We start from the raw sequence: 13,676 nt of genomic DNA on the forward strand, positions 1-13,676 counted from the left end.
GCTCCATGACAGCAAAAAAAATACTGAGGGCAGACAGGAATCCCGCAAGCTCAGTGGAGAAACGTATGTCTGAAGCCCGCATGCCTGCCGGCCAGGCCGAATGGCTGCAACAAAGCAAGGCGAGAGACGTCGAGCTCGCCTTCGCCGACGTCCACGGCTTCGCCCGTGGCAAGACCCTGCCCGCGCAGGCTTTTATCGACGGCCAGCAGCTGCGCATCGCGCGCGCCGTGCCGTTGCAGAGCTGTATCGGCGAATTTCCCGATTACAGCTTCTATGGCGAACACGATCCGGACGTCACGCTGGCGCCCGATTACGACACGCTTCGGCTGCTGCCGTGGGCGCGGACCCCGCGCGCGCTGGCGATATGCGACTGCGTCGACCACGACGGCAGCCTGTCGCCGCTGGCGCCGCGTTCGGTGCTGAAGCAGGTGCTGGCGCGCTACGCCGCCCGCGGCTGGGCGCCCGTCGTCGCGCCGGAACTGGAGTTCTACCTGTTCGCCGCCCACGGCGACCCGGCGCAGCCCTTCCTGCCGCCGGCGCTGCCGTCCGGCCGCCGCGAGACCGGCTTCGACGCCTTCGGCTTCGCCGCGCTCGGCGAGCTGGAGGCCTTCTTCGACGAGCTGTACCGGGCCTGCGAGACGCTGGCCATCGCCACCGACACCTGCGTGCACGAGATGGGTCCGAGCCAGTTCGAGATCAATCTGAAACACGGCGACGCGCTGAAGCTGGCCGACGACACCTTTCTGTTCAAGACCGCGCTGAAGGAAATCGCCCACCGCCACGGCCTCAGCGCCGTGTGCATGGCCAAGCCGCTGTCCGGCCAGCCCGGCAGCTCGATGCACATCCATCAGAGCGTCGTCGACCGCGACGGCCGCAATGTGTTCAGCGGCGACGGCGGCGAGGCCAGCCCGGCCTTCTTCGGCTTCATCGCCGGCCTGCAGCGCTTCCTGCCCGAGCTGATGCCGATGTTCTGCCCGAACCCCAACTCCTACCGCCGCTTCGTCAAGGGCATGGCGGCGCCGGTCAACCTCAGCTGGGGCCTGGACAACCGCTCGGTCGGCCTCAGGGTGCCGGTCTCCGGCCCGGAGGCCCGGCGGGTCGAGAACCGCCTGCCCGGCTGCGACGCCAACCCGTATCTGGCGCTGGCCGCCAGCCTGGGCGCCGGCCTCGCCGGCATCGAGCAGGGCCTGGCGCCGGACGAGGCGGTGCACGGCAATGTGTTCAAGCAGCAGGCCGCCAGCCTGCCGTCGACGCTGGACGCCGCCTGCGCGGCGATGGCCGCGGGCTCGGCCGAATCGCTGTTCGGCGCCGATTTCAGCCGCGCCTATCTGGCGGTCAAGGAAGTCGAATTGAACGACTACCACCGCCAGGTCACCGCATGGGAACGGCAGTACCTCGGCTTCCTGGTCTGATCGGTCGGCCGGCCCCGGCCGGCCGCCATCGCCGGTCCCGGCGTCCGTCTTGATTGTCCTGGATCAATACCCGCGCATCGCCGCGAGACGGCGGCGCCGCCGCCGGGTTATGCTGCAAGCATCCCACCGAGCAATGTTTCGCGAAGGAGCAGCCATGTACCGTCACATCATCGCCGCGATAGACGGCGGCAACAATTCCGACAAGGCCCTGCACGAGGCCATCCGCCTGGCCAAGCACAGCGGCGCGCGGCTGACGCTGGCCCACGTCGCCGGCCTGCGCGACCTGGTCGTCGACAGCCTGGGCGTCTATTCCGGCGACCCCGGCTACGACCTGGCGCTGCAGCAGGGCCAGGAGGCGCTGGAACGGGCGCAGAACATCGCGCACGTCGCCGGCCTGACCGACGTCGCCAGCCATATGGAGAAAAGTTGGGAAGGCGGCCACGATCTGGCCGACCTGCTGCTGGGCTACGCCCGCGAACAGCAGGCCGATCTGATGGTGGTCGGCACCCATGGCCGCAGCGGCCTCGCCCACCTGTTCCTCGGCAGCTTCGCCGAGGACATCCTGCGCCGCAGCCACTGCCCGGTGCTGGTGGTGCGCAGCCTGGACGACGACGACATCAGCGTCGACTAGCCTTTCCCGCCGACGTCCGCGCGGCGGCGCTCAGCGCCGCGCGGCGTGGACGAAGAATTCGCGGTTGCCGTCGCCGCCCCTGATCGGGCTGTCGAACCAGGCCAGCGGCCGCATGTTCTGCTCGGCCAGCACCCGGTCTATCTTGTCCCGCACCAGCGGGTACAGGCTCTCGTCGCGGACGATGCCGCCCCGGGACAGGCCCTCGCGCCCGACCTCGAACTGCGGCTTGACCAGGCTGAGCAGCCGGCCGCCCGGCTTCAGCAGCGGCAGCGCCGACGGCAGCACCAGGCTCAGCGAGATGAAGGACACGTCGCAGACCATCAGGTCGAAGCCGTCGCCGTCGTTGGCGGCCAGCAGCGCCGCATGGTCCAGCGCGCGGGCGTTGACGCCCTCGAAATAGCGGACCCGCGCATCCGAGCGCAGGCGGGCGTGCAGCTGCTCGTGCCCGACATCGACGCCGACGACCCGGCGCGCGCCGGCCTGCAGCAGGCAGTCGGTGAAGCCGCCGGTGGACTGGCCGACGTCCAGCGCGTCCCAGCCGGTCACGTCCAGGCCCGCCGCCGCCAATGCGCCCTGCATCTTCAGGCCGCCGCGCGACACGTAGCGGTCGGCCTCGTCGGCGACGACGGCGAATTCGGCGTCCGCTGGAAACTTCTGGCTGGGCTTGGCCACCGGCGCGCCCTGGCAGCTGACGCGGCCGGCGGCGATCAGGTTCTGCGCGGCGGTGCGCGAAGCGGCAAGCCCTTGTTCCACCAGCAAAATATCGACTCGAATCACATCCGCTCCCACCCGGCACCGACCGGTAAACGCGACAGGTTGGCGAAGGCCGCGCGCGCTGTCAAGCGGCCGCGGCGCGCCCGCCCTGCGCCGCCCAAATCGGTCGCCAAGGTTTACAAGCAAACGCTAATAATGTTAGCCTAAAAAACAACAGCCTGATTTTACTCAGAAATTCAATCGAAACGGCACCGGATTCCGCGCCGCCGGCCACGCCCGGCGGCGCCGCTTATGAATCCGAGATGATGCCCTTCGTCCCGCGCCCGCACACCGGGCCATCCGCGGCGCTCGCCCCGAGCCGCCAGTCTTGCCATTTCCCGCGGCGGCCCGCCTCGCGCCAGGTCCGCGCCGCCGCCATTGCCATAGGAGTTCCGATGGTTTTACGCCTGTCCCTATTGTTGACCGTATTGTTCGCCCTGTGGGGCGTAGCCGCCCCCGAGCACATGAGCGGCGTCGCCTCCGCCTGGCTGAGCTACACCATTTCCCGCTTCGGCTGGTTCTATCTGCTGTCGGTGTTCGGCTTCCTGGTGTTCGCGATCTATCTGGCCTTCGGCCGCTTCGGCCACATCCGCCTGGGCAAGGAGGACGAGGAGCCCGAGTTCTCGCGTCTGAGCTGGTTCGCGATGCTGTTCTCCGCCGGCATGGGCATAGGCCTGGTGTTCTGGGGCGTGGCCGAACCGATCTCTCACTTCGCCACGCCGGCGAGCGGCTCCACCGCGCCGGAATCGGCCGAGGCGGCTCGGCTGGCGATGCGGCACGTGTTCTTCCATTGGGGACTGCATCCGTGGGCGGTGTACAGCCTGACCGCGCTGGCGCTGGCCTATTTCAAGTTCAACCGCGGCCAGAAAGGCTTGATCAGCGTCGCCTTCCGCCCGCTGCTCGGCGATCGCGTCGACGGCCCCGTCGGCATCGCCATCGACGTGCTGGCGGTGCTGGCCACCGTGTTCGGCGTCGCCACCACGCTGGGTTTCGGCGCGCTGCAGATAGAAAGCGGCCTGCAGATGCTGTTCGGCATCGCGCCGTCCGACTGGCTGACCGTCGCCATCGTCGCCATCGCCACCGCGCTGTTCCTGTTGTCCTCGCTGACCGGCCTGGCCCGCGGCATCAAGTGGCTGTCCAATCTGAACGTCGCGCTGGCGCTGCTGCTGTTCCTGGCGGTGGTGCTGCTCGGCCCGACCGGCTTCGTCTTCGACACCTTCACCACGACGCTGGGCGACTATCTGGGCAATCTGACCAGCACCAGCCTGCGCATGAGCCCGTTCAGCCAGGGCACCTGGATGGCCAACTGGACGCTGTTCTACTGGGCCTGGTGGGTGACCTGGGCGCCGTTCGTCGGCATGTTCATCGCCCGCGTCTCGCGCGGCCGCACGATACGCGAATTCATGGTCGGCGTGCTGCTGGTGCCGGCGCTGGCCAGCTTCGCCTGGTTCTCCGCCTTCGGCGGCACCGCGCTGGACCTGCAGCTGTTCGGCGGCGTCGACCTAGTGGGCGCGGTCAAGGCCGACGTCTCCACCGCGCTGTACGTGATGTTCGAGCATCTGCCGGGCGGCCATCTGCTGTCTCTGCTGGCCATGCTGCTGGTCATCATCTTCTTCGTCACCTCGGCCGACTCGGCCACCTTCGTGCTCGGCATGTTCACCAGCGGCGGCAGCCTGAATCCCAGCCACAGGGTCAAGCTGATCTGGGGCGTGCTGCTGGCCGTCATCGCGCTGGTGCTGCTGCAGAGCGGCGGCCTGAAGGCGCTGCAGGCCGTGCTGATCGTCAGCGCGCTGCCCTTCATGCTGATCATGATAGGCATGGCCGTGTCGCTGTACCGGGCGCTGGACCAGGAGGAGCGCGACGGCCGCCGCCGCGAGATCCGCAGGCTGCGCCAGCTGGAGGCGCTGGAACGGCAGCAGCAGGGCTAGGGGCGCGACGCGCCGGCGATTTGATGCGATGATGGCGGGATGGTCCCGCGATGGAGGAAACAATGGAGACGCATCAACTCGACCCGCAACAAGTGCGCGTGCTCGGCGCGCTGGTCGAAAAGCAGGCGCTGACGCCGGACGCCTACCCGATGACGCTGAACGGCCTCGCCGGCGCCTGCAACCAGCTGACCAGCCGCGAACCGGTGCTGCAATTGCCGGAAGCCGAAATCAGCGCCGCGCTGGATGCCTTGATCGCCGCCAAACTGGTCGCCGAGCGGCTGCCGGCCGGCAGCCGGGTGGCCAAATACGAGCACCGCCTGAACTACGCCTGGAACATCGACGGCGCGCGGCTGGCCGCGCTCTGTCTGCTGATGCTGCGCGGCCCGCAGACCGCCGCCGAAATCCGCACCCGCTCCGGCCGCATCTACGCCTTCTCCGGCGTCGACGAGGTCGAGACCGCGCTGAATGCGCTGGCCGACAAGTATCCGCCGCTGGTGATGAAGCTGGAGCGGCAGCCCGGCGAGCGCGAGGCGCGCTGGTGCCATCTGCTGTCCGGCGAGCCGCAGATCCTCCCGGCCCAGCCAGCCTGCGAAGTGATAGACGTCGGCCTGACCGGCCGCGTGGCCGCGCTGGAGGCCGAGGTCGCGGCGCTGAAGGCCATGGTGCTGGCGCTGGAGCAGCGGCTGAACGGCTGAACAGGCGCGCTGAACTTGTTTTTTAGCAATCGGTCACTATCTGTTGACGTTCGAACCAAACAGGAATGACCGCATGAAGCACCTCGCAATCGCCCTGGCGCTGGCCGGACTGGCCGGCGGCGCCCACGCCGCCGACTACCTATTCGGCGCCGGCAACGGCACCCAGCAATTCAGCCGCACGCCCGACGGCTTCGGCATCGGCCTCAATCTCGACTACCTGCGCGAAGACCACAAGGGCAGCGCCGGCGGCGCCGGCCTGGAGTTCGCGCTGCCGCTGGGGCCGCTGACGGTGGCCGGCGGCGGCAAGCTGATGGCGCTGTCGCCGGACAGCGGCTCCGCCACCGCCGCGCTGATAGGCGGCCGCGCCAGCTTCGACCTCGCGCCCAAGGTCAAGCTGTTCGGCCAGGCCTATTACGCGCCGGACAGCTTCGCCAGCGGCAGCGTCAAGCGCGTCAGCGACTACGCCGCCGGCGTGCGCTGGAACGTCGTCGGCCCGCTCAGCGTCGAAGCCGGTTACCGCTATTTCGACATCCGCCGCAGCGACGATGCCCGCAGCCGCCGGCTCGCCGACGGCGCCTACCTGGGCGCCGGCCTGAGCTTCTGATCCCGACCCATCGATGCGAAAACGGCAGCCCAGGCTGCCGTTTTTCATGCCCCTACGCTTACCACCACAGGTGGAAGCGCTGCTCCGGCGGCAGATACATCTTGTCTCCCGGCTTGACGCCGAATGCCTGGTAGAACGGGTCCAGATTGCTGGCGGTGCCGATCGGCCGCCACAGGTCCGGCGTATGCGGGTCGGACACCAGCTGCTTCAGCACGGCCGCGTCGCGGGCCTTGCCGCGCCAGGACTGGGCGAAGGCGATGAAGAAACGCTGGTCGCCGCTGAGGCCGTCGCGCACCGGCGCGTCCTTGCCGCCCAGCGCGATCTTGTACGCCTTGTAGGCGATCTCCAGCCCGGCGTTGTCGGCGATATTCTCGCCCAGCGTCAGCTCGCCGTTGACGCGATGCCCCTTGACCGGTTCGAAGCGGCCGTACTGCTTGACCAGCCTGGCGGTCACGTCCTTGAAGTGCTTCTCGTCGGCCGGCGTCCACCAGTTGCGCATATTGCCGTCGCCGTCGAACTGGTGGCCCTGGTCGTCGAAACCGTGGCTGATCTCGTGGCCTATCGTCGCGCCTATGCTGCCGTAGTTGACCGCGGCATCGAACTTCGGATCGAAATACGGCGCCTGCAGAATGGCGGCCGGGAACACGATTTCGTTATTGGCCGGGTTGTAGTAGGCGTTGACGGTCTGCGGCGTCATGCCCCATTCGCCGCGGTCCACCGGCTGGCCCAGCCGGACGCTCTGCCGGCGGTAGTTGAATTCGGCGATGCGCCGCACGTTGCCGGCCAGGTCGTCCGGTCCGATCGCCAGGCTGGAGTAGTCGCGCCATTTGTCCGGATAGCCTATCTTGGGCATGTATTTGGACAGCTTGACGTGGGCTTCCCGCTTGGTCTCGGCGCTCATCCAGTCCAGGCCGTCTATGCTCTGGTCGTAGGCCGCCAGCAGATTGCGCACCAGCTCGTCGGCCTGGCGCTTGGCCTCGGGCGTGAAATACTTGGCGACGTACAGCTTGCCGACCGCCTCGCCCATGCCCTCGTCCACCAGCGTCACCGCCTTCTTCCAGCGCGGCCTGTCGACGCTGCGGCCGTCCAGCGCCTTGCCGTAGAAGTCGAAGCGCGCCGCCGTCCACGCGCGGTCCAGATACGGCGAGTAGGCATCCAGCAGGCGCAGCGTCAAATAGTCGCGCAATACCGCCGGCGGCGTCTGCCGCAACAGGCCGGGCAGCTTGGCCAGATAGCTGGGCTGGTCCAGGTTCAGGTCGGCCGCCGCGGCCAGGCCGGCGCCGTTCAGCAGGCGGGGCCAGTCGTAGCCGGGCAGGCGCCGGCCCAGATCGGCCACCGCCACCTTGTTGTAGGTCTTCTGGATGTCGCGGTTCTCGACATTGCTCCACTGCGCCTCGGCCAGGCGGGTCTCCAGCGCCAGCACCGCGCCGGCGCGGGCCTGGGCCCGCTTCTCGCCGGCCAGCGTCAGCAGGCGCGCCAGATAGCCGCGGTAGGCCTTGCGCGCGGCGGCGAAGTCGGCCGACTTGCCCAGATAGTAGTCGCGGTCCATCGCCAGGCCGGCCTGGCCGACCCCGGCCAGATAGGCGGCGGAGTTCTTGCTGTCCTGCGCCACGTAGAAACGGAACGGCGTGTCTTCCGGCTGGTCCTGCAGCGTCGCCATATAGGCGATCGCCTGCTCGGCGTCCTTCAAGGCGGCGATCGCCGCCAGCTTGGTCCGCAGCGGCGCCAGGCCGCGCTTGGCGATGGCCGCCTCGTCGAGGAAGCTGTGGTACAGGTCGGCGATCTTGCGCGCGTCCGGCGAGACGGCCGGGTCGGCGTGCTCGATGATGTCCCTCACCCGCTGCTGGTTGCGGTCGTACAGCAGCTCGGTCACGCCTATCGACGAGCGCTCGGCCGGAATCGGCGTGCGCTTCATCCACGCGCCGTTGGCGTACAGCGAGATATTGTCCTGGATGCGCACCGAGTGGTCGATGCCGCCGAAATCGATGCCGTAGCTGCCGTAGTCCAGGTCGCCGCCGTCGGCCCAGGCGGCCATCGGCAGGCACAGCAGCCACGCCAATGGCAGCAATTTTCTTCCTTGCATGGTTTTCCTCTTTATATTTTTCCAAATACGGGGCGGGGCCGCGCTGACGCGGCCCCGCCGCCGTCCATGGTACGCCGCACCGACCGCCGCCAGCAACGGCGCGATGCAATCGGCATCGCCGCCGCCGGACGCGAAAAAGGGCGCCTCGCGCCCCTTTTCCTCGTTGTCGCCGACCCTAGTCCATCAGCCGCTGGTACAGATACACCAGCACCCGCGCCAGTTCGGCGGCGGTCTCCTCCTGGCCGGCGTTGCCGGCGTGGCCGCCGCCGTCGGTCTCGTAGAACAGCGCATCGTGGCCCAGCTCCAGCAGTCTCGCCGCCATCTTGCGGGCGTGGCCGGGATGCACGCGGTCGTCGCTGGCGCTGGTGGTGAACAGGGCCAGCGGATAGCGCGCGTCGGCGCGGATGTGGTGGTAAGGCGAATAGGCGGCCAGCGCGGCGCGTTCGGCCGGATCGTCCGGGTCGCCGTATTCGTCTATCCAGCTGGCGCCGGCCAACAGCTCGGTGTAGCGCAGCATGTCGAGCAGCGGCACCTCGCACACCACGGCCCGGAACAGCTCGGGCCGCTGCGCCATCGCCGCGCCGACCAAGAGGCCGCCGTTGCTGCCGCCCTCTATCGCCAGCTTGGCCGGCGAAGTCAGCTTGCGGGCCATCAGGTCCTCGGCCACCGCGATGAAGTCGTCGAAGCTGACCTGGCGCTTCGCCCCCTGCGCCGCCTGGTGCCAGTCAGGGCCGAACTCGCCGCCGCCGCGTATGCAGGCCAGCACGAAGGCGCCGCCGCGCCCCAGCCAGTGCGGGCCGAAATTCTCGATGTAATAAGGCAGCATCGGCACCTCGAAGCCGCCGTAGCCATACAGCAGCGTCGGCGTCGAACCGTCGAACGGCGCGTCGCGCCGCCTGACGACGAAGTACGGTATCCGCTCGCCGTCCGGCGCCGTCGCCTGCCATTGCTCGGCGACATACGGCGCCGGATCGAAGGCCTCGGGCTGGCGGCGCAGGCATTCGGCTTCACCGCCGTCCAGGTCCAGCCGATACAGGCCGCTGGGCGTCAGAAAATCGCTGTAGCTGTAGTACAGCACATCGCTCTGCCACGGCTGGTCGGCGATCTCGATCACGCCGTCCTCCGGCAGCGCCAGCGGCTGCGTCGTCCATACGCCGTCCAGCTTGGCGAAGCACAGCATGCGGCTCCTGACCTGGTCCAGCAGCTGGACCAGCAGCCGGCTGCGGGTGCTCTCCACCGCCGCCACCGCCAGCCTGGGCTCGGGCGCCTGCAGCAGCTGCGGCGCTGGGCCGTCGCCGACCAGGCCGGCCAGACCGACCGCCAGCAGGCTGCCGCTGCGGTAGCTTGCGCCCCGCCAGTCCCAGTCCTCGGCCAGCTTGACGATCAGGTCGCCGGCCAGATAGGCCTCGATCTCGGCCTTGGGCGGCAGGGGCAGCGGCCGCGACGCCAGCCCGGCGTCCAGCAGATGGTAGGTCTTGCGATAGAAGCCGTCGGACGCCTCGATCAGGTCGACGACGCCGCCGTCGCTGTCGAGAAAGCGCCAGGCGGCCGTCATCATCGCGTCCTCCGGCGCGGCGAACAGCTGCGTCCAGCGATGCTGGCCGCCGTCGCCGCGCTCTACCAGCCACACCTCGCGCGGATAGCCGGCGCGGGTCAGCGGCGCGCCCTTCCAGCCGGGGCAGACGAAGGCGCTGTCCGGATCGCGCCAGGCGATGTGGTTCTTGCCCTCGGGGAAGCTGAAGCCGTCCTCGGTCCAGCGCCGCGCGTCGACGTCGTACTCGCGCGCCGTCGTCGCGTCGCCGCCGCCGTCGCTCAGGTGCACCAGCGCCCGCTCGGGCCTGACGGTGCAATGCGACACGCCGTCCAGATACCAGTCGCGCTTGTCGGCGTCCGCCAGCGCGTCGATGTCCAGCACCGTCTGCCAGTCCTGGCTGCCGGCGCGGTAGGCGTCCAGCGTGGTCCGGCGGTAGATGCCGCGCGGATGCGCCTCGTCCTGGTGGAAGTTGTACAGCCAGCCCTCGTGCTCGGCGAAGTACGGAATCTGCCGCGTGTCGCGCAGGTGCTCGAGTATCTCGCGCCGAAGCGACGGGAAGCGCGGATCGGCGTCCAGCACGCTCTCGGTGCGGGCGTTCTGCTCGGCCACCCAGGCGGCGGCGCGGTCGGAGTCCAGGCTTTCCAGCCAGGCGTGGGTATCGTGGGACGGGTTCATGGCGATAGCGATGGAGAATCGATGAATGGCGGCGAGGGTAGCACCGGCGCGCGCCGCTGCCAAATCGCCTCAGCGCCGATCGTGGGCCAGCATCCAGCGCCCGGCCAGGTCCAGCACCCGGTTCTCGATGCCGTTGTAGCCATGCCAGGCCCAGGGCTGGCATGGATCGCCGTCGTTCTTGCCGCCGTCCAGCAGCATCAGCTCGCGCGGCGCGTCGGCGCGCAGCCTGTCCACTACCGGCCCCAGATTGCCGGGCCGGCTGGCGCGGCACTCGTCGCGGCGGTGCTGGATCATCAGCACCGGGATGGTCAGCCGCTCCAAGGGCAGGTGGGCCAGGTTGCCGCGTCCGGCGTCTATGCTGGAGGTCAGCAGCAGGCCGTCGGCCGCGTCCGGCCGGTTCAAGGCGACCGCCGCCGCCGACGTCGTGCCGCGGCTGGTGCCGGCCAGCCACACCGGCAGCGCCGCGCCGCGGCGCAGATAGCCGGACACGGCGGCGACGTCGGCCGCGTGCTCCGGGCTCTCGCGGAAATCGCCGAGCAGGCCGCGCGGCATGTCGGAAGGCGCGTCCACCACCGCGACGCGGAAACCCATGTCAGCCCAGTCCTGGCGGGTGCGCACCAGGAAATTGCCTCGACCGGCGCCCATCTCGCCACCGGCCGACAGCTTCAGCAGCCCCTCGCCGCCGGCGAGCAGGACCAGATTGGCGCGCGCCGGCCCCGGCGGCTCCAGCAGCAGGAAGCGCAGGCTGACGCCGGGTCGGGTCGGGATTTCGATCAGTTCCTCGCCCTGGGCCGGCAAGGCGGCCAGACAGCACAACAGCAGCAGGGTCGCGCGCATCGCGGCTCTCCTCAGGGGGCGTCGGCGGCCGCGGCGGCCGCTTTGAAGCGGGCGATGACATCCGGCGGCGTGTCCTTGTTGAAGGCGGCGTACAAGCCGCTGTCCAGCCCGTCCAGCCGGATGCCGCGCGCCACCAGCGTCCTGTCCAGGCCCAGCGCCTTCAGCTTGCCGGCGATGCCGGTCTCGGTCGACGGCAAGAGATCGCAGCGGCCGGCGGCCAGCTTCCTGACGTTCAGCGTGGAATCCGGCGACAGCTCCAGCCGCGCGAAGCCTTCCGCCGCCAGGTATTCGTGCCGGTAGTCGTTCAGCACCACGCAGACGCGGTAGCGGCGCGCCTCGTCCAGCGTACGCGGCTGGACGTCGCCGCGCGCCGCCAGCCGGTAGAAATAGATGTCGGCATCGAGAATCTTGAACGTGAAGTCCAGATACTTCTGCCGCTCGCGCGTCCTGGCGATCGGGAACACCATCGCATACGGCCGGGTCTTGGCCTCCTGATAGGCGCGCGCCCACGGCGCCGCCTGCATGACGCCGAACGGCAGGCCCAGCCGGCGCATCACCCGCGTCACCTTCTCCACCGTGGTGCCGCCCATCACCTGGCCGTCCGGGCTGACCATCACATACGGCGGGTCGTCGTCGGTGTAGATGCGCACCTGGGCCAGGCCGTCGGCCCGTCCCGGCGGCGAGGACAGGAAAACGGCCGCCAGCAGCGCGCCGTACGTCAAGCGATGCCGCATGCGGCCTGCTCCCATCGGTCCTTACCTACTGTTTATAGCCGCCCGCCGCGCCGTCAATCGCACAGCACGCGCTGCATCGCCTCCAGCAGCCGGTCGATGTCGGCGCGGCCGACCTGCCAGTGGGTGACCAGCCGCATCACGCCCTGCTGCGGCGGATTGGCGCGGAAGCCGGCCCGCTCCAGCGCCGACATCAGCTCGCTGGCGTCGATGTCGGCGTTGAAACGGAACCACACCAGATTGATGTGGACATCGGCCGGATCGATGTCGACGCACGGCAGCCTGGCCAGACCCTCGGCCAGGTAGCGGGCGTTGGCGTGGTCCTCGTCCAGCCGCGCCGCCATCTCGGTCAAGGCCAGCAGGCCGGGCGCGGCGATCACGCCGGCCTGGCGCAGGCCGCCGCCCAGCAACTTGCGCTTGCGGCGCGCCTCGGCGATGAAGCCGGCCGAACCGGCCAGTATCGAGCCTATCGGCGCGGCCAGGCCCTTGGACAGGCAGGCCATCACGCTGTCGGCGTGGGCGGTGATCTCGCGCACGTCGCAGCCCAGGCTGGCGGCGGCGTTGAACACCCGCGCGCCGTCCAGATGCACCGGCACGCCGTGCCCGCGCGCCAGCGCCGCGGTGTCGGCCATCGCCGCCAGCGGCAGCACCCGGCCGTTGCCGTGGGCGTTCTCGACGCAGATCAGGCCGGTGCGCGGCTCGTGGATGTCGTCGCCGACGCGGATGCGTCGCTCGATGTCGCCGACCGCCATCAGTCCCTTGTCGCCTTCTATCGTCCGCAGATGGGCGCCGGCGATCACCGCCGCCGCGCCGGCCTCGTGCCAGACGATGTGGCTGTTGTCCTCGACGATGACCTCGTCGCCGCGCCGGCAGTGGGTGAACAGCGCCAGCTGGTTGCCGAAGGTGCCGCTGGGCACCAAGAGCGCCGCCTCCTTGCCCAGCTTCTCGGCGGCCAGCGCCTCCAAGCTGAGCACGGTCGGATCGTCGCCGTAGACGTCGTCGCCGACCTCGGCCTCGGCCATCGCGCGGCGCATCGCCGGCGTCGGTTGGGTGACGGTGTCGCTGCGGAAATCTATCCACTGCATCTGTGCTTCTCCTCTAGCGTGTCGTTGCCCGCCGGCAGGCCCAGATAGCCCGCCAGCGCGTCGGTGATCACATCGTCCAGCGCCTCGCCCGGCGCGTCGGCGTCCAGCAGCAGGCCGTGCACCAGGCTGTCGGCCATCGCCAGCAGCAGCCCGGCCCGGCCGGCGTCGGCGCCGATGCCGTCCAGCCAGCCGGCGACGAGCTCGCGCAGCGCGGCGTCGCCGGGATTGCTGGCCGGCGGCTCGTCATACGCCGGCCATTCGCGCTCCAGCACCCGGTGCAGGCCCAGTTCGCGCCGGTGCAGGTCCAGCGTGGCCGCCACCATCGCCGCCAGCTGCGCGCGCGGCGGCCGGCCGGCGCCGTGCGCCAGCGCGGCGGCCAGCGCCTCCAGCGTCTGTTCGCCGTGACGGCGGTGCAGCGCGGCCAGCAGCGCCTGCTTGTTCGGAAAGTACTGGTACAGCGAGCCGACGCCGACGCCGGCCAACTCGGCGACGCGGTTGGTGTTGAAGGCGGCGTAGCCGTCGCGGGCCAGAATGCGAGCCGCCGCTTCGAGAATGGCGGCGACGGCATGGCGGGAACGGGCTTGGCGCGGCTGTTTGCGCGGCTGCGGAATGACGGTCATGGGCCTAGCTAAACACGAGTTTTCCGGCATCGCAAGCGCGCTTACATTAGTGCTTGAGCGGAGCCGGCCCGCCGTCTATTTCCATCGA

General features: G+C 69.5%; 12 protein-coding genes. 5 read left to right on the plus strand and 7 right to left on the minus strand.

The window, feature by feature from the left end; translation table 11 throughout:
• Positions 1–65: 65 nt before the first annotated feature.
• On the plus strand, positions 66–1,412 hold the full coding sequence (locus WNM05_RS21770) for a glutamine synthetase family protein (protein WP_434631003.1): 1,347 nt from the start codon (positions 66–68) through the stop codon (positions 1,410–1,412).
• A gap of 154 nt (positions 1,413–1,566) precedes the next feature.
• Entirely contained in the window at positions 1,567–2,043 is a 477-nt protein-coding gene (locus WNM05_RS21775; RefSeq protein ID WP_434631006.1) for a universal stress protein, read from the plus strand.
• 30 nt (positions 2,044–2,073) lie between these two features.
• On the opposite strand, the gene WNM05_RS21780 is transcribed toward WNM05_RS21775, so the two are convergent.
• A complete protein-coding gene (locus WNM05_RS21780) occupies positions 2,074–2,820 on the minus strand; it encodes a TlyA family RNA methyltransferase (protein ID WP_434631008.1) in 747 nt (248 codons plus the stop codon).
• A gap of 371 nt (positions 2,821–3,191) precedes the next feature.
• Here WNM05_RS21780 and WNM05_RS21785 point away from each other — a divergent pair, with 371 nt between their 5' ends.
• The 3 genes from WNM05_RS21785 (at position 3,192) to WNM05_RS21795 (ending at position 6,023) form a co-directional block, all read left to right on the plus strand.
• Entirely contained in the window at positions 3,192–4,724 is a 1,533-nt protein-coding gene (locus WNM05_RS21785; protein ID WP_434631011.1) for a glycine betaine uptake BCCT transporter, read from the plus strand.
• Positions 4,725–4,786: 62 nt separating this feature from the next.
• Entirely contained in the window at positions 4,787–5,419 is a 633-nt protein-coding gene (locus tag WNM05_RS21790; RefSeq protein WP_434631013.1) for a YceH family protein, read from the plus strand.
• Between the two features lie 73 nt (positions 5,420–5,492).
• The gene (locus WNM05_RS21795; protein ID WP_434631015.1) at positions 5,493–6,023 is read left to right on the plus strand and encodes a YfaZ family outer membrane protein; all 531 of its coding nucleotides are present in this window, start codon (positions 5,493–5,495) and stop codon (positions 6,021–6,023) included.
• Between the two features lie 58 nt (positions 6,024–6,081).
• Here the strand turns inward: WNM05_RS21795 and WNM05_RS21800 are convergent, their stop codons facing one another.
• The 6 genes from WNM05_RS21800 to WNM05_RS21825 form a co-directional block, all read right to left on the minus strand.
• Positions 6,082–8,106, minus strand: coding sequence for a M13 family metallopeptidase (locus tag WNM05_RS21800; protein ID WP_434631018.1), 2,025 nt, complete (start codon positions 8,104–8,106; stop codon positions 6,082–6,084).
• Positions 8,107–8,281: 175 nt separating this feature from the next.
• Entirely contained in the window at positions 8,282–10,315 is a 2,034-nt protein-coding gene (locus tag WNM05_RS21805; RefSeq protein ID WP_434631021.1) for a prolyl oligopeptidase family serine peptidase, read from the minus strand.
• Positions 10,316–10,384: 69 nt separating this feature from the next.
• Positions 10,385–11,152: an alpha/beta hydrolase gene (locus WNM05_RS21810; RefSeq protein ID WP_434631024.1), complete on the minus strand. Its 768-nt coding sequence runs from the start codon at positions 11,150–11,152 to the stop codon at positions 10,385–10,387.
• An 11-nt stretch (positions 11,153–11,163) separates the two neighbouring features.
• Complete coding sequence (locus WNM05_RS21815) at positions 11,164–11,886, minus strand: substrate-binding periplasmic protein (RefSeq protein WP_434631027.1); 723 nt, start codon at positions 11,884–11,886, stop codon at positions 11,164–11,166.
• 53 nt (positions 11,887–11,939) lie between these two features.
• Complete coding sequence (locus WNM05_RS21820; RefSeq protein ID WP_434631029.1) at positions 11,940–12,968, minus strand: threonine aldolase family protein; 1,029 nt, start codon at positions 12,966–12,968, stop codon at positions 11,940–11,942.
• Positions 12,956–13,588 carry a TetR/AcrR family transcriptional regulator gene (locus WNM05_RS21825; RefSeq protein WP_434631032.1) on the minus strand — a complete coding sequence of 211 codons (633 nt, stop codon included), beginning with the start codon at positions 13,586–13,588 and terminating at the stop codon, positions 12,956–12,958. Before WNM05_RS21825 ends, WNM05_RS21820 begins: the two co-directional genes overlap by 13 nt.
• Positions 13,589–13,676: the final 88 nt, after the last annotated feature.

The sequence above is a fragment of the Chromobacterium sp. CV08 genome (assembly GCF_051129845.1).
In the GTDB taxonomy this organism is placed as follows: Bacteria; Pseudomonadota; Gammaproteobacteria; order Burkholderiales; family Chromobacteriaceae; genus Chromobacterium.